Annotated in this window: 20 protein-coding genes and 2 tRNA genes; 5 read left to right on the top strand and 17 right to left on the bottom strand. The window is 28.3% G+C overall.

Features of this window, described 5'->3' with window-relative positions:
* Positions 1-4: 4 nt before the first annotated feature.
* Positions 5-358 carry a YigZ family protein gene (locus JN03_RS01265; RefSeq protein ID WP_036441314.1) on the top strand — a complete coding sequence of 118 codons (354 nt, stop codon included), beginning with the start codon at positions 5-7 and terminating at the stop codon, positions 356-358.
* Here the strand turns inward: JN03_RS01265 and JN03_RS08875 are convergent.
* Positions 348-1154, bottom strand: a complete 807-nt coding sequence (locus JN03_RS08875) for a PQ-loop domain-containing transporter (RefSeq protein ID WP_051601246.1) — start codon at positions 1152-1154, stop codon at positions 348-350. The two genes, JN03_RS01265 and JN03_RS08875, sit on opposite strands and share 11 nt — an antisense overlap.
* Positions 1155-1399: 245 nt before the next feature.
* Between JN03_RS08875 and JN03_RS08870 the strand changes: the two genes are divergently transcribed.
* Positions 1400-3766, top strand: a complete 2367-nt coding sequence (locus JN03_RS08870) for a phosphoketolase family protein (RefSeq protein WP_134076532.1) — start codon at positions 1400-1402, stop codon at positions 3764-3766.
* Between the two features lie 73 nt (positions 3767-3839).
* Positions 3840-4055, top strand: coding sequence for a 50S ribosomal protein L31 (rpmE, locus tag JN03_RS01250; protein WP_036441309.1), 216 nt, complete (start codon positions 3840-3842; stop codon positions 4053-4055).
* A gap of 67 nt (positions 4056-4122) precedes the next feature.
* Here rpmE and JN03_RS01245 read toward each other — a convergent pair whose 3' ends face one another.
* The 4 genes from JN03_RS01245 to JN03_RS01230 all read right to left on the bottom strand — a co-directional run bounded on the left by JN03_RS01245 (position 4123) and on the right by JN03_RS01230 (position 7111).
* Entirely contained in the window at positions 4123-4371 is a 249-nt protein-coding gene (locus JN03_RS01245; RefSeq protein ID WP_036444792.1) for a hypothetical protein, read from the bottom strand.
* Positions 4372-4449: 78 nt separating this feature from the next.
* Positions 4450-6870, bottom strand: coding sequence for a leucine--tRNA ligase (leuS, locus tag JN03_RS08865; protein WP_134076531.1), 2421 nt, complete (start codon positions 6868-6870; stop codon positions 4450-4452).
* 79 nt (positions 6871-6949) lie between these two features.
* A tRNA-Gln gene (locus JN03_RS01235) sits at positions 6950-7024 on the bottom strand.
* Between the two features lie 3 nt (positions 7025-7027).
* Positions 7028-7111: transfer RNA gene (locus JN03_RS01230), tRNA-Tyr, on the bottom strand.
* Between the two features lie 170 nt (positions 7112-7281).
* Between JN03_RS01230 and JN03_RS08860 the strand changes: the two genes are divergently transcribed.
* Positions 7282-7704 carry a large conductance mechanosensitive channel protein MscL gene (locus JN03_RS08860; protein ID WP_134076530.1) on the top strand — a complete coding sequence of 141 codons (423 nt, stop codon included), beginning with the start codon at positions 7282-7284 and terminating at the stop codon, positions 7702-7704.
* Positions 7705-7822: 118 nt separating this feature from the next.
* Here the strand turns inward: JN03_RS08860 and JN03_RS08855 are convergent, their stop codons facing one another.
* The 9 genes from JN03_RS08855 to JN03_RS08820 all read right to left on the bottom strand — a co-directional run bounded on the left by JN03_RS08855 (position 7823) and on the right by JN03_RS08820 (position 20129).
* Positions 7823-10009, bottom strand: coding sequence for an MnuA family membrane nuclease (locus JN03_RS08855; RefSeq protein WP_134076529.1), 2187 nt, complete (start codon positions 10007-10009; stop codon positions 7823-7825).
* A 194-nt stretch (positions 10010-10203) separates the two neighbouring features.
* Complete coding sequence (locus JN03_RS08850) at positions 10204-11103, bottom strand: lipoprotein 17-related variable surface protein (RefSeq protein WP_134076528.1); 900 nt, start codon at positions 11101-11103, stop codon at positions 10204-10206.
* 188 nt (positions 11104-11291) lie between these two features.
* Positions 11292-12200, bottom strand: a complete 909-nt coding sequence (locus tag JN03_RS01210) for an NAD(P)/FAD-dependent oxidoreductase (RefSeq protein WP_134076527.1) — start codon at positions 12198-12200, stop codon at positions 11292-11294.
* A 21-nt stretch (positions 12201-12221) separates the two neighbouring features.
* Entirely contained in the window at positions 12222-13091 is an 870-nt protein-coding gene (lgt, locus tag JN03_RS08845) for a prolipoprotein diacylglyceryl transferase (RefSeq protein WP_134076526.1), read from the bottom strand.
* Positions 13092-13148: 57 nt separating this feature from the next.
* Entirely contained in the window at positions 13149-15989 is a 2841-nt protein-coding gene (gene uvrA / locus JN03_RS08840; RefSeq protein WP_134076525.1) for an excinuclease ABC subunit UvrA, read from the bottom strand.
* A gap of 27 nt (positions 15990-16016) precedes the next feature.
* Entirely contained in the window at positions 16017-17165 is a 1149-nt protein-coding gene (locus JN03_RS08835) for a HipA family kinase (protein ID WP_134076524.1), read from the bottom strand.
* 13 nt (positions 17166-17178) lie between these two features.
* Positions 17179-18420, bottom strand: coding sequence for a hypothetical protein (locus tag JN03_RS08830; RefSeq protein ID WP_134076523.1), 1242 nt, complete (start codon positions 18418-18420; stop codon positions 17179-17181).
* Positions 18421-18429: 9 nt separating this feature from the next.
* Positions 18430-19314 carry a Cof-type HAD-IIB family hydrolase gene (locus JN03_RS08825; protein ID WP_036444077.1) on the bottom strand — a complete coding sequence of 295 codons (885 nt, stop codon included), beginning with the start codon at positions 19312-19314 and terminating at the stop codon, positions 18430-18432.
* A complete protein-coding gene (locus JN03_RS08820; protein ID WP_036444079.1) occupies positions 19314-20129 on the bottom strand; it encodes a hypothetical protein in 816 nt (271 codons plus the stop codon). The genes JN03_RS08825 and JN03_RS08820 overlap by 1 nt, the downstream gene beginning before the upstream one ends.
* Before the next feature lie 84 nt (positions 20130-20213).
* On the opposite strand from JN03_RS08820, the gene ffh reads away from it, so the two are divergent.
* Complete coding sequence (gene ffh / locus JN03_RS01175) at positions 20214-21539, top strand: signal recognition particle protein (RefSeq protein WP_119863943.1); 1326 nt, start codon at positions 20214-20216, stop codon at positions 21537-21539.
* Between the two features lie 370 nt (positions 21540-21909).
* On the opposite strand, the gene JN03_RS08815 is transcribed toward ffh, so the two are convergent.
* The 3 genes from JN03_RS08815 to JN03_RS08805 all read right to left on the bottom strand — a co-directional run bounded on the left by JN03_RS08815 (position 21910) and on the right by JN03_RS08805 (position 24392).
* Positions 21910-22917 (bottom strand): hypothetical protein, encoded by a 1008-nt coding sequence (locus JN03_RS08815; RefSeq protein WP_134076522.1) that lies wholly within the window; start codon positions 22915-22917, stop codon positions 21910-21912.
* Positions 22917-23189, bottom strand: a complete 273-nt coding sequence (locus JN03_RS08810) for a hypothetical protein (RefSeq protein WP_277870477.1) — start codon at positions 23187-23189, stop codon at positions 22917-22919. The genes JN03_RS08815 and JN03_RS08810 overlap by 1 nt, the downstream gene beginning before the upstream one ends.
* A gap of 198 nt (positions 23190-23387) precedes the next feature.
* Positions 23388-24392, bottom strand: coding sequence for a hypothetical protein (locus JN03_RS08805; protein ID WP_134076521.1), 1005 nt, complete (start codon positions 24390-24392; stop codon positions 23388-23390).
* Positions 24393-24433: the final 41 nt, after the last annotated feature.

Below are 24433 nucleotides of genomic sequence, written 5' to 3'. Positions count from 1 at the left end.
AAATATGAAGATATTAGAAATCAAAAAATCTAAGTTTATAAGTTATAGTTTTACCTTAAATTCTAAAGAAGAATTTAAACAAAAACTTGCCTTTTTAAAAGAAGAACATAAAAAGGCAAAACACATAGTATATGCTTACATTATTGAAGATAATAAAACAAAAATCACTGGATATTCTGATGATAAAGAACCCAAGGGCGTAGCAGGACTTCCGCTTTATAAGCTACTGGAAAATAAAAATCTGACTAACAAAGTTATTTTTGTAGTCAGATATTTTGGTGGCATCGAACTAGGCAAAAGCAATTTATTGCGTGCTTATTTGAAATGCGCTGAAGAAGAACTTAATTTTATTGATTAATAATTTGTTCAGGTTGACTTTGAAGGTTTTGGTTTTTTTGACCTTCTAGTTTAGCAAGCTTTTTGCATTTGCAACGATACATAATGATTGCAATAAATTGCATACCATATACAGTTAGTGAGATAAATTGTCAAGCTAGAGCAGGCGCTACTTTTGTTCATTCTTTTTGTAAGCTAAGTGCAGGATTTTCGGCATATGCTGCAAAAGGAGTTAACATAAAGTAAATTACTCAAATTGTATTGTTTGCTAAAAATAGCAGGGGCATTCAAGGAGTAATTCCTTGGAAGTTTTTTTGTTTTAAATTAATAATAAATTGAGGTAAGAAAGCAAGAGTAGTTAGAGAAGGGGCAATTGCTGAAATTACAGAAACATGCGCTGGTTCTAATATTGGAATACGATTTTGTTCGTTAGGTACTTTTGCAATTTTAGCATCGTACATCATAATTCCAAATACAATTAGCATTGCAAGCGTGAACATTGCAAAAACTGAAATTGCTGAAATTACTCCAATCATCATTTTTCTTGTTTTTTGCTTGTAGTAATAGTACAAGAAAAACATTGTGAAAGAATAAATAATCATGCAGAAAAAGTTAGCAAAAAATACTTGTCATAGTGCCGGTCCTCCAAATACACCATAGACTACTCAAAATAAAATTCCTATATAAAATATTCAAAAAGAAGCAAAGTTTACTTTACCTGTTTCTTTAGTTTTTAATTGTTCAATAAGTTGGGGAATACCTAGTCCTATTGTAATTAAAGCACCAATGACTCCCAAAACTTCTTTAGTTATGTTCATAATGCTAAATATTATATTCAAAATTCAAAAAATAATAGTAAATAATTAGCTTTGCTAATTTTAACTTACCTCGTTTTGAACTTTGAAATACTTTAAACCCATTGTTTTTAAAATTTAAAATTTTAATGCACGACGTTATCAGTTTTTCGCTTGCATTTTATAGTAAAATATATAAACTACTTTTGATTTATTGCCTTATATTTTCTGCAATAAATTAGCCAAACTTGTCAAAGTAAGGAGACTAAATGAACAAAAAATTTGATGATGAAAAATATTTGCACTTAATTGATAAATGATTTAGAGCAGCTAATTATTTAAGTTTAGCACAAGTTTATTTAAGAAATAATCCTTTAGTTAAAACACCTCTTACCAAAGATGATGTTAAATTATATCCTATTGGACACTGAGGAACTATCCCTGGACAAAACTTTATTTATGCACATTTAAATAGAGTAATTAATAAATACAACCTTAATATGTTTTACATAGAAGGTCCAGGTCATGGTGGTCAAGTTATGATTTCAAATTCATATCTTGATGGATCTTATTCAGAAATTTATCCTGAAATTGATGAATCAGAAGAGGGAATTAAAAAACTATGTAAACGTTTTTCATTTCCTGGAGGTAGTGCTAGTCACGCTGCTCCTGAAACACCAGGATCAATTCATGAAGGTGGAGAATTAGGATATTCACTATCGCATGCTACTGGAGCAATATTAGACAATCCAAATGTTATAGCAGCTACAATTATAGGAGATGGAGAAGCTGAAACTGGTCCTTTATGTGCTGGTTGATTTTCAAATGTATTTATTAACCCTGTAAATGATGGAGCCGTTCTTCCTATAATGCATTTAAATGGAGGAAAAATTTCAAACCCAACAATTTTGTGCAAAAAAACTAATGAAGAATTAAAACAATATTATGCTGGAATGGGATGAAAAGCTTATTTTGTTGAGGCGCAAGATGACATTATGGCAACTCACAAGCAAATGGCTGAAACATTGGATAAAATAATTGAAGAAATTCATACAATCCAAAAAGAGGCACGTAAAAAGTCAGCTGATAAAGCCTTGATGCCTAATTGACCTGTACTAATTTTAAGAAGTCCAAAGGGTTGAACTTGTCCAAAAACTTGAAACAATGAAGCCATTGAAGGTAGTTTTAGAGCACATCAAGTTCCACTTCCTGTTTCTTCTTTAAATATGACACATGTTGCCGAACTTGAAAAATGATTAAAATCATATAAACCAGAAGAATTATTTGATGATAGTGGAAAAATTTTAAAAGAAATTAGAGACTTAGCACCAAAGGGTAATGCTAGAATGGGAGTTAACCCAATTACTAACGGTGGAATTAATTCAAAACTTTTAAAACTAGCAAAATGAGAAGATTTTGCTCTTAAATTCTCACAACCTGGCGAAATTAAAGCTCAAGATATGGTTGAACTTGGCAAATACTGTGCCAAAATAATCACTGATAATAAAACCAATTTCAGAATCTTTGGCCCCGATGAAACCAAGTCAAATAGACTTCATGAAGTATTTAAAGTAACTAAAAGGCAATGACTTTCTCCTATTTCTGAAAAATTAGATGAATGGCTGTCACCTGAAGGTAGAGTAATTGATTCTCAATTAAGTGAACACCAAGCTCAAGGTTTTCTAGAAGGATATGTCCTAACTAGAAGACACGGATTTTTTGCAAGTTATGAAGCATTCTTGCGTGTAACTGATTCAATGATGACTCAACATATGAAATGACTAAAAAAATCACTTGAACTAGGTTGAAGAAAAGATTATCCTTCATTAAATATAATCGCAACTTCTACAGCATTTCAACAAGATCACAATGGTTATACCCACCAAGATCCAGGGCTATTAACACACTTAGCGGACAAACGTCCTGAACTAATTAGAGAATTTCTTCCTGCTGATACCAACACTTTACTTGCTACAATGAAACACTCATTAGAATTAAGAAATACAATTAACTTAATCATAGCTTCAAAACAACCTCGTGATCAATTCTATTCAGTTGCAGAAGCAAATGAACTTGTAGAAAGAGGTTACAAAATTATAGATTGAGCTTCAAATTGCAAAGGTGATCCTGATATTGTATTTGTAGCTTCTGGAGTTGAACCTAATTTAGAAGCATTGGCTGCTATTAGTTATATAAATACAGCATTTCCACAATTAAAAATAAGATTTGTATATGTTCTTGATTTACTAAAATTAAGACATCCTTCAATAGATCCTCGTGGTATGTCAGATGCCGAATTTGATAAAGTATTTACAAAAGATAAACCAGTTGTATTTGCATTCCATGGATATGAAGGGTTAATTAGAGACATATTCTTTAGTCGTCATAACCACAACTTATTTACTCACGGATACCGTGAAAATGGAGATATTACTACAAGCTTTGACATACGTCAATTAAGTGAAATGGATCGTTTCCACATAGCAATTACTGCAGCAAATGCAGCATTAAATGATAAAGCAAATTCATTTGTAAAAGAGATGAATAAAAAACTTGAAGAACATACAAATTACATTCGTGAATATGGCTACGATATGCCTGAAATTATCGAATGGAAATGAAAAAAAATTAAATAATATATGTTAAAATAAAACAAGTATTTTTACTTAGGTAACTAAAAGTTAGTTTCAAAACAAAATAAGGAGAGAAATGAAAAAGCAAATTCATCCTAAATATCAAGATATCACTGTTACTTGCTCTTCTTGCAATACTGAACACAAATTCGGTTCAACTGTAGAAAAAGCTTCTATCGACATTTGCTCACATTGCCACCCTTTCTATACAGGTAGTAGAACAACTGCTAAAGCTCGTGGACGTGTTGAAAGATTCAATAAAATTCTTGAAAAAAGTTCTGCAAAAAAATAATTTATTTTATTAATACCAAAAACCCGCAGCTGCGGGTTTTTACTTTGTAAAAACTTAAAAAATAGGACTAAATGCAATAAAACATAGGTGTATTCACAGTTACATTTTCAGTGTTATCTCATTTATAATCTGTATCTTTTTGTTTAATTTCACCTTTTGTTGAAGTTGATGATTTTACAAGACCAACTATAGAACCAACAATGTTAATGCCGGCTGGTATTAATTGAGTCATCAAAGTAGTTATAAAACTGCTTACAGCAAAACCACCTTCAACATTCTTCATTTCCTGTAATGATAATTTTCTAAAATTTTCCATATTTCTCTCCTCTCTTAAACTAATGATAAAAAAATTTCCCAAAATTAATAATATTTTGAGAAACATTTGAGAAACTTATTAGTCTTTTACAATAAAGTTAATAATCTTACCTTTTTTGTAAATTTTATTAATTATACTTTTGCATTCTAATCATTTAGCAACTGAAGGAATCAATGCAGCTTCTTCTAAGGCTTTTTGTTGAGTTCAAGAAGGTTTAATTTCAATTTCACCTCGAACTTTACCATTTACTTGAATGCCAATAACTGGATTTTTCTTCAATATCTTATCAACTTCACAGAATGGTCATATTTGTTGGTGAATTGGTTGCTCATTTAACTCTTGTAGTAATTCTTCTGCAAGATGCGGAGCAAATAAACTTAATATAACAACAAATTTTCTTAAATGTGAAGATGAGTTGATTTTTTCAAGAGTTTGAAGATAATTAATAAATACCATTAATTTGCTAATGATAACATTAAATTTATATTCTTTTAATAGTTCTTCACAATCTAATATTAATTGGTTAATATTACTTTCAAGTTCAGGAAGTTTTAAATTAGGGTCTTGATTTGATGCTTTTGAAAAATAACTTATGTGATAATGCACTTTATCAAGTCATTTACGAATACCATCTAGTGAATCAACATTTCAAGTTTTTGTATCAGTTAAAGGACCCATAAACATTTCATAAACCCGTAAAGCATCAGCTCCATGTGATTCTACAATTTCATCAGGATTAATGACATTACCTAATGATTTAGACATTTTTTGGCCATCAGGTCCAAGAATAATACCTTGATTTACCAATTTTTGGAATGGTTCTTTTGTAGGAAGCAAGTGTTGGTCAAATAAAAATCTATGTCAAAATCTAGCATAAAGTAGGTGAAGAACAGCATGTTCTTGACCACCAATATATAAATCAACCGGAAGTCATTCTTCGAAACGTTTTTTTGCTTCTTCTGAATTTAATGGTAAATAAGTTCCATCATCATTTTTTAGAATATAAGCTAGATAATATCAACTCGATCCTGCTCATTGAGGCATAACATTTGAATCATGGTGATAAGTTTGTTTTCCGATTTTGAAATTCATTCATTCAGAAATATTAGCAAGTGGACCTTTTCCAGTTCCTGATGGTTTGATTTTATCTGTTTTAGGAAGTTCAATTAATTCTTTTACTAAATACAAATTATTTTTATCATCATAAATTACTGGAAATGGTTCTCCTCAGTATCTTTGACGTGAAAACACTCAGTCTCTAAGCTTATAGTTATTAATTTTACGAGTAGCACGTAATTTTGTTAGTGCATTATAAATTTTTTCACTTGCAGAAGAGGCAAATTTAATGTTATTAATGATGTCACTATTAATATGTTTACCATCTCCTAAATAAGGAAGAGGTTCTGAAGTTTCAATAACTGGAATTATGTTCAAATCAAATTTTTGTGCAAATTCATAATCATTTTGGTTGTGGGCTGGTACTAGCATTATCGCACCTGAACCATATGATTTTAAAACATAATCTGATATTCAAATAGGAATATCCTTTTTAGTTAGTGGGTGCATTGCATAAGCACCAGTAAATACACCAGTTTTTTCTTTAGAAAAAGCAGTTCGGTCTAAATCTGATTTTTTGGCAGTTTCTTCTATATATTTATTCACCAAGTTTTTAAACATTGGTGTAGTAATTTTATTTACAAGTTGATGTTCAGGACTTAAAACAATAGCAGAAACACCATAAATAGTGTCAAGTCTTGTAGTAAAAGTGGTGATACTATTAACTGAGTTTTTTAATTTTCAATATACATTATGACCTTCACTTTTACCAATTCAATTTTTTTGAAGTTGAATAACACTATTAGGTCATTCTACTTCTTCAAGACCTTCTAAAAGTTCTTCTGCATATTTTGTAATTTTTAAAACTCATTGATCCATTGGCTTACGTACAACAGGAAAATTTCCTCTTTCACTTACACGCACACCATCTTTTTCAATTATTTCTTCATTAGCAAGAACTGTTCCTAACCCTTCACATCAATTAACATCAATTGATTCAATTGAAGCTAGATTAGCTTTATATAATTCTTTAAAAATTCATTGAGTTCAATAATAATACTTAGGATCTGTAGTGTTAATTTCTTTATCATAGTCATAAGAAAAGCCCATTGCTTTTAATTGTCTTCTGAAATTATCAATATTCTTTTGGGTAAATTCCATTGGATTATTCCCAGTTTTTAAAGCATATTGTTCCGCAGGAAGCCCAAATGCATCTCAACCAATAGGATGCAATACATCGTATCCATTCAGTCTCTTAAATCTACTGATGATATCAGTAGCAGTATAACCTTCCAAATGTCCAACATGAAGTCCAGCACCTGAAGGATATGGAAACATATCTAAAATGTATGCTTTTTTTGAATTATGATTAGTAGTTTTAAAAGTTTTGTGGTCTTCTCAATACTTTTGTCATTTTTGTTCTATTGCTTTATGATCGTACATAGTATTAATAATTTTAATATATTTTTAGTAAAAAAAATAGCATATTGCTATTTTCATAAATGGTCATTTTTCAATGTAATGGCTGCCCCAGTTAGATTCGAACTAACGGATGGCGGTACCAAAAACCGCTGCCTTTCCGCTTGGCTATGGGGCAAAATGGTGGAGGGGGAGGGATTCGAACCCCCGAACCGTGAGGAAGTGGGTTACAGCCACCCGCGTTTGGCCGCTTCGCTACCCCTCCATAATTTGCAAAAATTATTATATATTATTTTTATTAAAAATATTATTTTTATCCAAATTATATATTCAGAAAATTTAGATAAGCTATTTATTAATAATAATTTACACTAAACTAAATAGAACTATATTTAGTAATGCGAATTTTTAATTACCTTATAATTTATGTTTGCTATGATTAAAAAAAGTGTAGTAGATTCTTGAAAAATAGTTAGACGTGGCAATATGTTTATGCTTGCCATTGGTCTTTTATTAGGAGCTTCATTCAACACTGTAATTTCTTCTCTTGCAAATGATGTTATAATGGCATCAATTGCAAAATTATGAAACGCAAGTAGTGTTGAAAGTCTATCAGTCAATGGGATTTTAGTTGGAAAATTTATTGGTGCATTAATTTCATTTTTCATTGTTTCGCTTGTTATATTTTTAAGTTTGTTTTTGTTTTTCTTAATCAAAAACTTAATTTGAAAATATCATACAAAGAGACATCCTGAACTATTGATAGAAAAACCAAAAGAACCAACAATTGAAGAACAAATATTAGCTGAACTAAAAAAATTAAATGCTAATTTCAACCAAAATAAAGAAAGTGAATAAAAATATATAAAAACAATCAGGGGACATTCTCTGATTTTTTTGTTACTTAGTTTTGGTTTTTAATTTCATTAAAAAAATTCAAACGTTATTGCTTGAATTTTTTTGTTTAGTAAATTTATTATTCAAAATGTAGATCAAAGAATGTTGGACAGTGGTCAGAAATATATCCATAGACAGCACCATTAGTAGCAGGAACTGATCCAGGGTAATAGGTATCACAGTAATCTTTTCATGCTTTATATGAAGTAATTCCGCTTTGTCAACCAAATATATCATCTTTAATAAAATTTCATAATTTATAAAATCCTGGATTTGAGTATTTCAATGAAGATTTTAAAATCATTTTATCATATGGTTCACTATATGTATCAATTGATTTTTTTAAAGAAGTTGCATTTTCTCTATTATCATTCATCAACATTTTCTCATCACTTTTTAAAGAAGCAAAAGCTTTATCTGCATAACCACTTGGAATATTAGTGTCTCCTTGAAATACTAAATCACTATCTTTGAATTTATCCTTCATTCAAGAAAATACATTAGGAATATTTCAAGCTTCATTTGCTTCACGACTTCCAATTTGACCACCCAGTCCAGAACTTACTTCACCACCTTTTACACCAGGTCCATCAAAGTGAGATATGGCAAATACAAAATCTTTATTTGTTAATGATTTATTTAATAATTCTCATTTTACACAAAATGGTGTACGTGCATATTCATTATAATCACCACCAAAATGTTTTTCAAAATTACCATTATCATAAAAATGACCTGATTTATTGTCAACTTTTACTGGTCTAACTTTATTTTCTTTATATAAAAAGTCAGCTGTTCTATCTATGTTTTGAGTTATTGAAACTCCATAACTTTTTTTATAATCTCCAGATACAAAATTTCATTTATTATTTGTACCTTTTTTAATTTCTAGTTCATTTAATAATTCAACCATTTTTGGTGCTACTTCTAATGAACCTACTTCTGTTAATCCAATAATGTCAAATTTTTGATTGTGAATTATTGAAACAATAGCATGTGCTTTTGCTTTTGGTTTTTTGATGCCAGGAAGTGGAAGTGCATTTTTAGAAAATCTGCATGTATTTCAATGAGCTAATCTCAAAGTTTTTTCAGTTGTTTCACCACCTATTGGGGGTTCTGGAGGAGTTGGTGGAAGTGGAGAAGTTTCTTTTTTAAACCCAATTAATGTTCTTTCATTATTTTCACTTACATCGCTAGAAGATAAATCACATAAATTAAATTTGATTGTTATTTTTTGTTCTTCATTATTAGCTAAAAATTCTTTAATTTCAACTTTATAATTATTAGAATCATAATCATATGCTTGAACATCAGATCTTTTAATTTCAGAAGCTAAATAGTCACTAGCGTTTTTTGATTTTAATTTGAATTTAACATTTTGAGCAATATCATCAATACTAATGATGGTTCCACTTGAATTTTTTAGATATTTAATTTTTGAACTATGAGTTTTTGAAGTTTCTTGACCATCATTTGATTTTAGTATATATTGAAGTTCAAGTTCACCTTTAGCATCATCAGAAGTTTTACTTTTGATTTCAATAGTGTATTTGCTTTCGTCATAACCACTTATCATTATTTGATCATCTTGAATTGAAGAAGGTAAAGTTTCACTTGGAATTAATCCATCTTTTAAAGCAAATGTTACTTTTCTTGCTTGTTGGTCAATGTCTTCTTTTAAAGAAAAGTCTAATTTAATTTCTCTAACATTTGATTCTTCACCATTACTTTTTGACTTTAAATAATAAAGTATTTTTATATTACTTTCATTATCATCACCAATTAAATCATCTACAACAACTTCATATTTTGTATCATCGAAATTGCTAATATCTAAATCATTAGTTTCAATTTCGGAAGGCAATTTTCCTTCAGAAGATGAAGCAAAATCAAATTTAACTTTTTCAGCATCTTGCTCAATTTCAGAAGCTTTTTTAGGCATAACAAAAGAAATAGATTTTTGTTCAGAAATTTCATTAGTAGCTTTATTTTTTATGTAATAAGTTATAGTTATTGCTCTTCTACTACTATTTCTATTTGTTATTTTTACAAAAATAACTTCATATTGTGATTTTTGTAAAGAATTATTATATTTAAATTCAATATCTGAATTTTGAACATCGTCTATTGTCTTATCAGTATTTTTTAATACAGCAGTAACACCACTGAAATTTGCTCAAGAATTTTTTTTACAATTCGTGGCTACTAAAAACATTGGCATCGAAGTTGCTAATGCTAATGATAATAGTAAGGCTTTTTTACGCATTAAATATCTTTTTTTTGTTTGTGAACCTTATCGAAATTCGTTCTTTATTTTTAAAAAAACAACAATAAAATTATACCATACTATAACTATATGTAGTTATAGCCACAAAATAAATTAAAAATCCAATTTGAATTATGGTTATAAAAAACATCTCCTTAGTTAGAGATGTTATGTAATTATTAGTTTGTGCTATATTAGCTAGTTTTTAATGGAGCAAGTGTAAATATTGTTTCTTCACTTTGTTCATTGGTTTTAATATTAACAAGTTTGAATTTAATGTCTAATTCACCTTCAACATCTTTTGGTGTTAGACTAATTATTTCAACTTTGTATAATGATTCATCATATAAAGATGCAACAAGATCTTCATTTTTTACTTGTGAAGGTAGGGTTTCATCAGGATCTTTTTCTTCTTTTAATTCAAATTCGACCTTTCTAGCTTCACGATCAATTTCATTTTTTAAAGTTAATTTTAATTCAAATGTATGAACTGTAGATTCACTATTATCTTGTTTATTTCTAATAATAAAAGAAATAATTATTGTACCTGCTGAATCATTTGCTTTTAAATCTTGAATAGCAATTTCATATTTTGATGTATCTAGATCTTTAACTTCTAAACTTTCGTCATCTACTTCAGAAGGTAATAAATCTTCAGAACCGCTTTCAAGATTGAACTTAACTTTTTTAGCATCTTGATTTATTTGAGAATTTGGATCAGTGTTTTCTTGGCCACCACCTCCCGGTTGCTCGCCTTGACCATTTTGGGCAGTAGATTTAATTTCTTGTGATTTTTCTTCTGATAAAACACTACTTGATTTATTTTTAACGTAATACTTTATAGTTAAAGTACCTTTTTGAAGATCTTTTGTAACTGTTGGAGAAAGTATTTCATATTGACTTGCTTGAGAAGCATCATTGAATTTAAATTCAATGTCATCTTCAGTTATATCTTTTAAAGTCTTTTTAGGATCTTTTAAAGATGCATTAACTCCAGCAAAATTCTTTCAAGGATCTTTACATTTAGTTGCGGCTAAAAATAAAGGTACAACAGAAACCAATGATAATGGTAGAAAAAATGTACGTTTTTTCATTATTAATATTTATAAACCTTAAAACATTTTTGTCTTCTTTAATTGAAAACTTACACATAACATTATATCAAATACAAAGCGTGTTGAACTTTCAAAAATAAAAAAACCTACATATGATTTTGCTAAAACATTTATGTTTTAGAAATTTTATCTTATATTTTGTAGGTTTAATTTTAAATAAATTATGATTAAGAAATTCTTTGGTTTATGGTTTTTGCTGCAATAGTTCCATCATTTGTAGCAGTAGTAATTTGTCTAATTTTTTTACTTACAACATCACCTATTGCAAAAACATTTGAAACGGTAGTTTCATAATCTTCATTTACTTTAATAAAACCTTTTGCATCTAATATTTCAATGTCTTTTATAAATGAAGTTGCGGGTTTAAAACCTATATAAGGGAACAAACCTTTAATTTTGAAGTTTTTGATTTTACCAGCTATATTCACATCAGCTGATTCTAATGAATTAGTACCATTTAGCTTTTGCACTGTTGCATTTTTATAAACAAAAATGTTTTTTTGATTTTTGACATCATCTTGAATTTTTTGTTCAGCAATAATTTCATCTCTTACAAATATATGAACTTCTTTAGCTATTTTTGAAAGATAAAATCCTTCTTCAAAAGCGCTGTTACCACCGCCTATAATGCCACAAACTTCATTTTTGAATAATGCCCCATCGCAAACCACACAATAAGAAACACCTTTTCCTCTAAATTTTTCGATGTTTTCAACTTGCTCAGGTACTAAGTTTTTCATCCCAGTAGCAATTAGAATGTATTTGCAAGAATAAATGTCACCATTTTCCAGTGTAACTATTTTTTCAGATTTTTTTAAATCTAATTCTTTTACTTTGCCAAAAATCATTTTGGCACCATTTTGAATAGCTTGATTGTACATTGAAGTAGCTAAATCTATTCCTGAAACATTAGAAAAACCAGGATAGTTTTCAATTGCTGATTGTTCAATTAATTTTCCACCAGGTGCATAATACTCAACAAAAGCAACTTTTACATTGTTTCGTGCCAGATATAGTGCAGCTGTTAATCCCGCAGGACCGCCACCAATTATAATTACATCATAATCTTTAATCATTGTAATCCTATTTTTTTAACATTATCTTACTTTTTGTTCATAAATTATGAAGTAGAAATACTTAGCTAGTTTTTCATTTCTTGTTAGAGGAATCTTATAAACATTGTAATTTAGTTTCATAATAAATTCAAATAGCACAATAAAAGTAGCTCCAGCAAGTAGGTAAAGTACAGAAATAACTTTATAAATTGTGTAATTATCTTGACGCAATGGTTCCATACCTAGACGAATGATACCATAGTATAAAATGTAAATTCCACCAGTTGTACCTGGGCGTAATCAGTTGAAGAAATTTAGTACTCAAACAATTAATACATATCCAATTAAGTTTGCAATTGATTCATATAAGAATAGTGGAAAACGATATGCTTTATTGATATACATATGGTCTCTAATCAAAGGAGTTAAGATTTTGAAAGCAAGTGAGTTTTCAGACATAATGCCACCATAAAGTTCATGGTTAGCAAAGTTTCCTCAACGTCCAATGGCTTGTCCAATTAATACAGCAGGAAGGATGATTGAAAATGCTTTTCTAATATTGATTTTTTTAGCACGTTTGCCAAATAGTAGGTAAATAAGGGCGCATATAGTAGAAACAATAACACCACCATGAATAGAAAGCCCACCTTCTCAAATAGCATAAAATCGTTTAACTGTTTCTCATTGTTTATCAATTGCTTGTTGAATAATGAAGAACATTCTAGCACCAATTAAAGCAGTTGGAAGGGTGATTAAAACTAGAATAGCAAGTTGTTCAAGAGGATATTTTTCACGTTTTCAAAAATAAAAAATGGTTAGAATTGCAGATAGCATTCCGATCATCATAGTTAATGAATAGACATAAAAAGGACCTACTTTAAGCTGTTGACCGGCAAAATCAATGCGTTCCATAATTTCCTTTCGAAATCTTAACTTAAGTTAATTATTAGTATTGAAATTATATTATATTTACTTTAATATTTTTCTTAAATATTCAGCAGTATAAGATATCTCCGACTCACTAACTTGTTCAGGAGTACCTGTAGCAATTACACGCCCTCCACTTTTGCCACCACCAGGACCTAAATCAATAATATGATCAGCCGATTTAATAACATCTAGGTTATGCTCAATAACAATAACAGTATCTCCACCATCTACAATTTTGTTTAAAACAGCAAGAAGTTTTTTAATATCATAAGCATGCAATCCCGTAGTAGGTTCATCTAAAACATAAAGTGATTTACCAGTTGGTTTTTTCTGTAAATAAGTAGCTAGTTTAATTCTTTGTGCTTCTCCACCACTTAAAGTTGTTGATGATTGACCTAATTTAATATAATCAAGACCAACGTCCATTAAAAGTTGAAGTTTGTCTCTAAGTTTTGGATTAGTGATAAAAAAAGCATAAGCTTCTTGAACTGTCATTTCTAAAACATCATTGATGTTTTTACCATGGTATTTGATTTCAAGAGTTTCAGAATTATATCTTTTACCGTCGCAGTGATCACAAGTTACATAAACATCAGGTAAAAAGTGCATTTCAATTCTTAAACTACCATCACCATAACATTTATCACATCTACCGCCTGGTACATTAAATGAAAATCTAGATTTATTAAATCCACGTTCACGAGAAGCTTCGATATTTCCAAAAATATCACGAATGTCATCAAATACACTTGTATAAGTTGCAGGGTTTGATCTAGGAGTACGACCAATCGGTGATTGGTCTACTAAAATAACATCATCAACAAAATTTCAACCCTTAACTTTGGTGTCCATTTTTTTAATGTCATTATGTTCAAGTAAAAATGAGTATTTATTATATAAAATACTTTTTAGATTTTTAACAAGTTCACCATTAATTAAAGAAGACTTACCTGAACCTGATACTCCTGAAACTACAATGAATTTACCCAAAGGAAAATTAACTGTTAGATTTTTTAGGTTATTTAAGTTAGCATGTTCCAAAATTAAATTTTTGCCATTGCCACTTCTTCTGGAAGAAGGCACTGCGATTTCTTCTTGACCCGACAGGAATTTTCCAGTAATGGAATTAGGACTTTGCTTAATATTTTCAAGCGAACCACTTGCTATAATCTCACCACCATTTTTACCAGCTAAAAGACCAATATCTACTATATAATCAGATTGTCTAATTGTGTCTTCATCATGTTCTACAACAATTAAACTATTACCAATATCAACCATTTTGCGAAGTGAATTAATTAATTTTTGGTTGTCTTTTTGATGTAGACCAATTGAAGGTTCATCCATAATATATAAAATACCAGTTAGATTAGAACCGATTTGAGTAGCTAATCTAATTCTTTGTGCTTCTCCACCACTTAGAGTTTCAGCTTTACGATTTAAAGTTAAATATTCAAGACCAACATTAATTAAAAAACTTAGGCGATGATTTAATTCATTTAGAATTAAATTAGCAATTTCTTTTTCAATGTCTGTTAGATTCAAATTTTGCACAAATTCATAAATTTCATCAATTGGAAGTGTGCAGACATCATAAATATTTTTGTCATTTAATTTAACCGCAAGTGCATATTTGTTTAATCTTTTTCCATGGCATACACTACATTCAGTTTCGGTTAAATACTTACTAAAATATTTTCTAGCATCATTTGAAACAGTTTCAATATAGCGTCTTTCAATTTTATTTAATATACCTTCAACAGTTCTAGCAGTATCATACCGATTACCATTAGCACTTACCCGAACCATTGGAACAGGTTCATCAGAACCATATTTTATAATTTCAAGTTCATATTCAGTTAGTTCATCAAGTGGTTTATCCAAATCAATAGAATAATAATTTAGTAAGTTTTCAAATTCTTGTCATTCTAAATTTACTGAATCAACTAGATTTTTATAATATAAAATTCCACCTTCTCGAATTGAAAGTTTTTTATTTGGAGCAAGTAAGTCAAAACTTGCTTTTTGTAAAAAACCTAAGCCCTTACAATTTTCACACATCCCAGCAGGCGAGTTAAATGAAAATAGTTTAGGATCTATTTTAGGCATATCAAAATCACCAAATTCACAACTATGTTGAATTGAAAATGTTTTTGATGTTCCTTCTGGATTTTCAATAGTAACAATACCATGTGAATAATTAAGTGCAATTTCAACAGCTTCAACTATACGGCTACGTTTTTCTTCTGATAATACAATACGGTCAATAACAATATCAATATTTCACTTTTTGTTTTTGTCTAAATTAATTTCATCATCAAGGGAGTAAATATTATCATTTATTTTTACCCGTAAAAAACCTTCGTTTTTTAGCTTGCGTAAAATATTTTGGTGTGTTCCTTTTTCACCGATTACAACAGGTGAAAGAATAAAAATTTTTTCGCCTAGCGAAAATTCAAAAATCGTTGAAATAATGTCTTTTAGTTTTTTAGCTGAAATTTCTTTTTTATGGTTAGGACAATAAGGTTTTCCGATTCTTGCATAAAGCAATCTAAAATAATCATAAATTTCTGTAACAGTACCAACAATACTCCGAGGGTTATTATGAATTGTTTTTTGTTCAATAGAAATAGTAGGAGATAATCCTTCAATAGAATCAACATCAGGCTTTCGAGTACCACCTAAAAATTGACGAGCATAACTTGAAAGACTATCTACATATCTTCTTTTTCCTTCTTCATAAATAGTATTAAAGGCAAGTGATGACTTGCCTGATCCACTTACACCTGTAAATACAACAAATTTATTCCGAGGAATTTCGAGACTAACATTTTTTAAGTTGTTTTCTCTTGCACCTTTAATGATTATTTTTTCTTGCATAATTGTCCTTAATAACACTACAATTAATTAAATGTTATATTTTTCTTTAAGAATTTCTTTCATTTTTTGCACTTGTGTTTTAATTATTTTCTTAACACTATTGAAATAAGAAGAAGGAGCTGGGTACTCTGGATGATTCTTTAACTTGAATTTTTCTAAAAGTTTAACTCACATAGCGTGTCTTGGACATAAATTGTCATAAAGTTGTTTATCAAAACTTTTATAAAATTTAGTTGAGCGCATAGAATAATCGGCTATATTTTGTCTGCCAATACTACTTTTATAATATTTGAAATCAAATATTAAAGAACGACCATTGTCGTAAATTGGAGCATTATCAACTATTCTTCTAGTTCTAGAATCTACTAAAATTCCAAAATTTCCTAAGTGTCTATCGTTATTTAAAATGATGCTATCAAATACCATTAAATCTTCAAAATATTGTTTTGAAAAAAACTTAGTTACAAATTTTTGCATATTTTCTTTTGAAGATTTATCGCCATGATAAAGATTAGCAAAAGGTAAATAACTTAATTTTTTACTAGTAAATAGCTTACATTTATTTACCATCTTAGTTTCATGTTCAACAATTTCGTAATCAAGGCAGTTAAGTGATAAAAGTTTTGCTATTTTTGAAGCAAAATATTCAGCATAAACCTCATAAAGTTCTATTTTATCTTCAAACTTTGAACTAGTTTTTAATAAAAAAATACCCTCTCCATCTTGAATTCAAGTTTTAGGTAAATTTCCACGAGTGAAATAATCAGGACTTTTCTTGGTTTCAAGTTCTTCAAGAGACATACTACCTTTATCATATATTTTTGCAAGATCATTTGTAAAATGATCGAAGTGATTAATGTTTAATCAATTTAATGATTTTTCTTGGTCAGATACTAATCAAAAATTATCTTCTAAATTAAGTCCATAATTTTTTAAATAAATTCTAAAAATATCACGATCATCTAAAAATTGACCAGAAAAATCAGCACGAGATTCAGCTAAAAAGCGAGTATGAAATAAATATTTGCGAATTGAGCGCTCATCAAATTTGCCTAAAAGTGGCAAAATAAGAGCAAGACCAACATGTTTTTCAATGTTGGTAAGTTCATCAGTTTCAATGTTGTATTCGAAAGAAAAACAATCAATATCTAAATTTTTAAATATATACCTGGACATTAGATTTTAATTTTTAATTAACTGTGTCTTCTGATTCATCATCAGCAGGATCACTTGATGTAGTTGATGATTTATTATTTTTTGCTGAGTTTTTGGTATTTTTAGATGCTACTTTTTTCTTTTCTGATATTTCTTGTTGGCTTTGGTTGCTTTTTTTATTTTGGCCAAGTTGTTCATGTAGTTCTTTTAACATTGCTTCTAAAAATGCCGAGTTATTAAATAGATTATCTTCACCATGAGCTTCGGTAAATTGTTCAAGTGATTTTATAAAATATTCTTCCATTTTATCATCTGATATACCACTTAGTTTAGCCATATCATACATTTCTTTAACCATAGATTTTATATAGCTAAATACATTTCCCATTTCAGAACTATCTTCATCAAACCCCATAACTTCTTCATCATCAGATGAACCAGGAATTTTAAACTTGTATTCACCACTATCCATTAAATCTGAATAGTTAATTTTCATCATATTTTTTTTTCTTTTTTTCGGTGCTTCACCAGGTCTTCAAGGAATTTCATAGAAATCTATTCAAGGGCGTACATTTAAATAATCAGAATTGTATTCATCATTGTAAAGACAAATAACAATTGCATTTATATCATCTTCCATTCTTGAAAGAAAATTAGTTTTGTCTTCTTCTTTGGTTTTATTTAAATAGTTTATTTGTTTTTTAAGTTCGTGTAATTTCAAATTAAGATGAGGAATTTTGGTGTATTCTGATACTAGTTCTTGATTTAATTCAGTTTCTATACTTTTAAAAATGAACATATGTTCTTCTAAATCAGATTTTTTACCTTTTATTGTAGCTTTTACTTCATATACGTTTTTAGAGAATTTTTCAGTTTGTTCATCATCTTGAAAAGAAACATACATTTTGTATTTAGGATTAGTGCTAATAACATCTAAATAATGAGACATTGAAACTGAAGAATCTATATAAGGAGATTCAAGCAGGCAATCTTCTGTAAGTTTTTTGTTGGGAAAAATTTGCATAAAATTAGTTTCTTCACATAAAACTTTAACATCTCCATAAGTAAAACGCGATCTACCAAACACACTTAATGTAAGATGAATTAAAGCAAAAAAACTCATACTTTCTTCACATTGAAATTTCAGTTTTTTAATTATGAATGAGTTATTTTGCTTTTTTCATTCTAAACTTTTGTTATCTTTTGAAGGAACTAATATTTCTTTTGAATTAACTAATTCAATCTCATAAATTTTTTTAACGTTCTCAGTTTTCATTTTTTCTCCTTATTTTTTATGAAATAAATACTCTTTTGCTAAATTTTTAAAACGGTATAGATAATCTAATATGGCCTCACCCAATCCATTTTGTTCAACAGCACTTGTGAAATAATGTGCAGTTTGTAAAATTAGTTTACTTGAATTAGCCATAGCATATGAATATTCCGATAATTTGATCATTGAATAATCATTATTGCTATCACCAATTGTCATAATATCCTTAGTTGTTAACTTTAAATTATTATACACGTTTTTTAGCATTCACTCAGCAGCTGATGCTTTATTAATTCCTTCGGCTTGAATTTCAATATCAGTTCAAGTTTTTACAATATCAAGATCATTTATGCCTTTTAATTTATCCATTATCGCATCTAATCGCGCTTCTAGATTTTCATAACTTCCGGCATAAATTTCAATTTTTAAAGGCTTAATCACTTCGCCTTCATAGATTTTAGGGAATGATGCGCGCATTTTATCAGTTAGAAAATGGTATTCCAAAATTTCTCTATTTCAAGCACTATCTTTTTTAGCCATATAATATTCTTTATCAGTTCAAAAAATTAATTGACAATCTGTTTCTTTAAATAAGTCATAAATTTTTTTAAATTGATCTCAGGCAATTTCAGCTTTAAAAATTGTTTTATTAGTTTCTAAATCAACAATATGTCCACCTGATGATCCTATGAAATAACGCACGGGAACTATTTTGGATAAATTTTGCATTCTTTCAAAATAAGGATTACCAGTACATAAATTAAAATCAGCCCCATTTTTAATAGCAAAATTTATGTCTTCTAATGTTTCGGGTGACACAATTTTTCTAGCATCATATAAAGTGCCATCTATATCAGAAAAAATTACTGGTTTTTTATCATTTGTTAATTCAAACATTATTTTAAGCCTCTTTTTGCTCTTGATTTTTTAACCAAAATCATTACTACTATATAAATTATTAATCCACCTATTGCTACTACTGGAATTACAATTCCTAGGATAGTAAAAGTTTTATTGGTGTTATGTTGTTTGGTTACAATTTCTTCTTCGCCTTTAAAACCTTGATATCTAGCATATCAATTATTGTAGAAAAAATAATAATCGTTTTTCTTACCTTTATAAGAATATGATGAATTAAGTGGCATTAAAGTTAGTTGGAATGTAACAGAAAGTTTGTCTTGATTGTCAATAACTACAATTATAATTTTGTATTTTTTATGGAATTCATCATATAAATTGTTGGCTTTAAGTTCTTTATAAAACTGAGAATCATCATTAAGTCTAATTTTTTTAATTCTATCCTGGAAATTTTCTTTAGGTTGATAGATGATATTTTGAACAAAATAAGTTGGATCTCATTCCTTTAATAAATCTCCTGATGATTTTAAAGGGTCAGCATAAATATTCAAATTTTTGATAAAAGCAAGCTTTTTATCAAATAGTTCATCAACAATTTTTTGTTGTGTGACAATAGCGGCAGTATCTTCTGGTTTTTCTTTTTTTAGTTTTCAAAGCTCTTGTTTAGCTTCAGATAATTTAACTGAAACATTGTCTTTTTCTTCAACTAAATTATTCAAAGCTTGCTTGTAAAAACTATAGTTTTTATCATCTTTAGGTTCATCTAATTGATCTTTTTGTTTGCATGATATTACTACAAGAGGAACACTACAAGCACTAAACAAAGGAAGAGATAATTTTTTTATTCATTTCATATTTTATTATTTTACTAAATAACACTAGATTATGTTTACTAAATGTTTATCAAATGTTTGTCAATTTATATATAATTTAAAATTATGTTAGACTTTATCCAAAAAAGAATGCAAAAATCAGTGGACAAAATTAATAAAAAAATGTCCATTACTGAAGATGATATTGCTGAAATTCTAAGAGAAGTAAAACTTTCGCTTCTAGAAGCTGACGTTAACCTAGAAATTGTACGTTCATTTACCAAAGAAGTTAAAGAAAAAGTACTTGAAAGCAAAATCATCGGAAAGCTAAATCAACAACAAACATTTTTAAAAATATTCAAAGATGAACTTGTAAAAGTTTTGGGGCAAAAAACTTGCGAAATCAAGTTAAAAAAAGTACCGACTTCAATTTTACTTGTTGGGCTTCAAGGTTCTGGTAAAACTACAACCGCTGCAAAACTTTCAACTTTTTTGAAGAAAAAGAAAATTGCCAAGAATCCACTTCTTGTAGGAGATGATATCTATCGTCCTGCTGCTCGTGAGCAACTACAACAACTAGCTAAGCAAACTCAAACTGATTTTTTCACACTTCAAGAAAATAATGCTTTAAAAATTGCAAAGCAAGCTTTTGAAGAAGCTGAAAAAAATAATAATGACTTTGTCATTATTGATACAGCTGGTCGTCTTTCAATTGATGAAACTTTGATGAAAGAACTACAAGATATCAAAAAATATACACACCCAGATTACATTATTTTAGTAGTTGATGCAATGAGTGGCCAAGATATTATTAATGTAGCAAAAATTTTCCACGAAAATTTGCAATTAAGCGGAACTATTATTACTAAACTTGATAGTGATGCTCGTGGTGGCGGCGCTTTAAGTATCGCTTATTTACTTCAAGTTCCAATAATGTTTATTGGGGTTAGTGAAAAGATCTCAGGTCTTGAAGTATTCCACTCAGATCGTATGGCGGATCGGATTATGGGAATGGGTGACGTTATGTCACTTATTGAAAAAGCATCTGAAGAAGTCGATGAAAAAATGATGAAGAAAATCGGCTATAAGATGATCACTGGTAAATTTGACCTAAACGATTTAATGAATAGTTTAGCTCAAATTAAAAAACTAGGTAAGATGAAAGCAATTTTAAAAATGATTCCAGGTCTTGGAAATAAAATTGATGAAAGCAAAATTGAAGAAGCTGAAAAGAAATTCAAAATTTACACAATCTTAATGAATTCAATGACTGAAGAAGAGAGAAAAACGCCAAAACTACTAAAAAATGCTACCCGTAAGCAAAGAATTTTACAGGGCAGTGGCAGAACAGCACATGAGTATAATTTACTCTTATCTGACTTTGAACGTATGGCTAAGCAAATGAAAGATATGGCTGATGGCAAACTTCAATTAAAACCAGGTTTATTCTAAATAAATTAAACTAAGAAAAAAATATTAGACTCAAATTTTAGCTTTTAATATAGACTTCTCACATTTGTTGAGGAGTTTTTAAATTAAATTTTTCAATAAATCTTTAATTATTATATCAATCAATAGATTCTTTAATTTTGCTTTTTGATTGCTTGACAATTTTGTTAAAATTAGGAAAAATTTCTATTTTTAATATTAAAAAGAAATATTCAATTTCACAATTATCTAATGAATTGTCAATTCTAGATATTGATATTTTTTCATTAATTTTTCTCAAATATATTTGTTATTTAAACATAGTTAATGATGAATAAAAATTATTTAATTGATATACAAAAGCATTATTTTTATTTTTTTGCCAAGAAAAATTCTAAATGCCGTGTTTAGATAATACAAATTTATCTACTTTTGATGGCTCTGCATCAGGTTTGTCTGGGTCATATTCGATAATTTCAAAACGATAACTTACAAATTTAAGAGGATTATAATTTCCATAATTTTCTAAATATTCTCTATCTATATCAGATGGTCCATAATCAAACGACTTTTTATATCGTAAATTCAAAAATTTATTATTTGAATATGATTTTTCGAGACCTCTAAAAGATTCAAATGTAACTTTTGGTTTTCAATCACCTTTTCCTTGATATTGTTCTTCACCTGCAGGATATGTCATAAAATGTTCATTTTTATAATAAGGTTTTGGAACAGAAAAAATGTCTCTCATTTTTTCTATTGTGTCGGAATATACATATTCATACATTGCTGTAATATTTATTTTGGAATAGTATGTTTTAATATTAAAACTATTAAATAAATCTCAAATAGGAGATTTAACTGATAAATTTAAATTTAAATTAGGGATATTAAATAGTCTTACAATTCTTTCAAAACCACCATTAAATAATTGAATATAATATGACTGAGAGGGGATTCCTCTAGAAAAATCAAATTTCACTTCTTTAACATAATATAAATGAATTGGATCAGCATTAATATTAGGGTTTTTGTATTCTATTATTTCTTTTGAAGCATATTTGTTCATAACTTTTTTAAAAATATTAAATTTATGTTGAAAATCATTGTATCATTTGTCAAAATCACCATAAAATAATCCAGTCAATCAATATTTTTTTATATTTCTATCTGGTTTAGCTCATAAATATTCATCTTTTTTTAGTTGTTCTTCAAAATATTCATCCTTCATTTTAAACTGTTCAAAATCATCAAAAACATATTTTTGCTTATCAACATATTCTTTTTCATATTTTTTAGCTAATTTTTCATCTTTTTCTTCTTGTGTTTCTTCGCGAAAACACGAAACTGCAAGAGGAATCGGCGCTAATAAAGCAGGCATTAATAAAAGTAATTTTTTCATTATTTAACTCCATTTCTTGTAATAGGTTTTGCATTTAAATTTACATATTTAATAATAAATTTAGTAACATCACGTGAATTTTCAAAATAATATTTTTCATTATTTAACTCAATATTTCATAAATTAAAATACTTAAGATCCATTAAATATTTATGTCCATTATTTACATAAAATATTTTTTCAGTTGAAGGTAGAATTAATTTTTGCAATATTGCACGATAATTATTAGTAATAGTACTTGGATCATTAAAACCTAGTTCATTAAACAACATTTTAATGCCGTGTGAACTTAATGTACTTTCAAGACCAACTATTATATATCTAGCTATGGGTTTAATTCCATCAATTTTAATTTTTCTTAAATAATCAGCTATTTCGGCATCATCTTTAAATGTAGTTAATGATGAATAAGGATTATTTAATTGATATACTAAAGAATTATTCTTGGTTTCTTTGAACTAAGAAAAATTCTAATCACCATGTTTAGATAATACAAATTTATCTACTTTTGATGGCTCTGCATCAGGTTTGTCTGGGTCATATTCGATAATTTCAAAACGATAACTTACAAATTTAAGAGGATTATAATTTCTGTAATTTTCTAAATATTCTCTGTCTATATCAGATGGTCCATAATCAAATGACTTTTTATATCGTAAATTCAATAATTTGTTATTTGAATTTGATTTTTTAAGACCCCTAAAAGATTCAAATGTAATTTTTGGTTTTCAATCACCCTTTCCTTGATATTGTTCTTCACCTGCGGGATATGTCATAAAATGCTCACTTTTATAGTATGGTTTTGGAATAGAAAAAATGTCTCTTATTTTTTCTATTTCATTCAATGAAAGATAATTAAACATAGCTGTAATATTTACTTTTGAATAATAAGTTTTAGTTATTGAAGCATTATTCAAAATATTTCGTTTAAGATAATCTAGTGATAAATTTAAATTTAAATTAGGAATATTAAAAAGCTTTAAAATTTCCTTAAATTGATATTCAATTAAATCAACATAATATAACTGTGGAGACATTCCTCTAGAAAAATCAAATTTTACTTCTTTAACATAATATAAATGAATTGGATCAGTATTAATATTAGGGTTCTTGTATTCTATTATTTCTTTTGATGCATATTTGTTCATAACTTTCTTGAAAATATTAAATTTATGTTGAAAGTCAACATACCATTTTCTAAAATCAGCATCAAATTTTGGTGTTAATACATAAGCTTTTATTTCTCGATTTGGATTATTTCATAAATATTGATTTACAGTTGCTTCGAGAAAATATTCATCCTCCATTTTAAATTGTTCAAAATCGTCAAAAACATATTTTCCCTTATCAATATCTTTTTCATATTTTTTAGCTAATTTTTCATCTTTTTGTTCTTGTGTTTCTTCACGAACACATGAAATTGCAAGCTGAATTGGTGCTAATAAAGCAGGCATTAATAAAAGTGATTTTTTCATTATTTAACTCCATTTCTTATAATAGGTTTTGCATTTAAATT

It is taken from the genome of Metamycoplasma hyosynoviae (assembly GCF_004365165.1).
Taxonomy (GTDB): domain Bacteria; phylum Bacillota_I; class Bacilli_A; order Mycoplasmatales; family Metamycoplasmataceae; genus Metamycoplasma; species Metamycoplasma hyosynoviae.
This window is presented reverse-complemented; position numbering and strand designations above follow the sequence as displayed.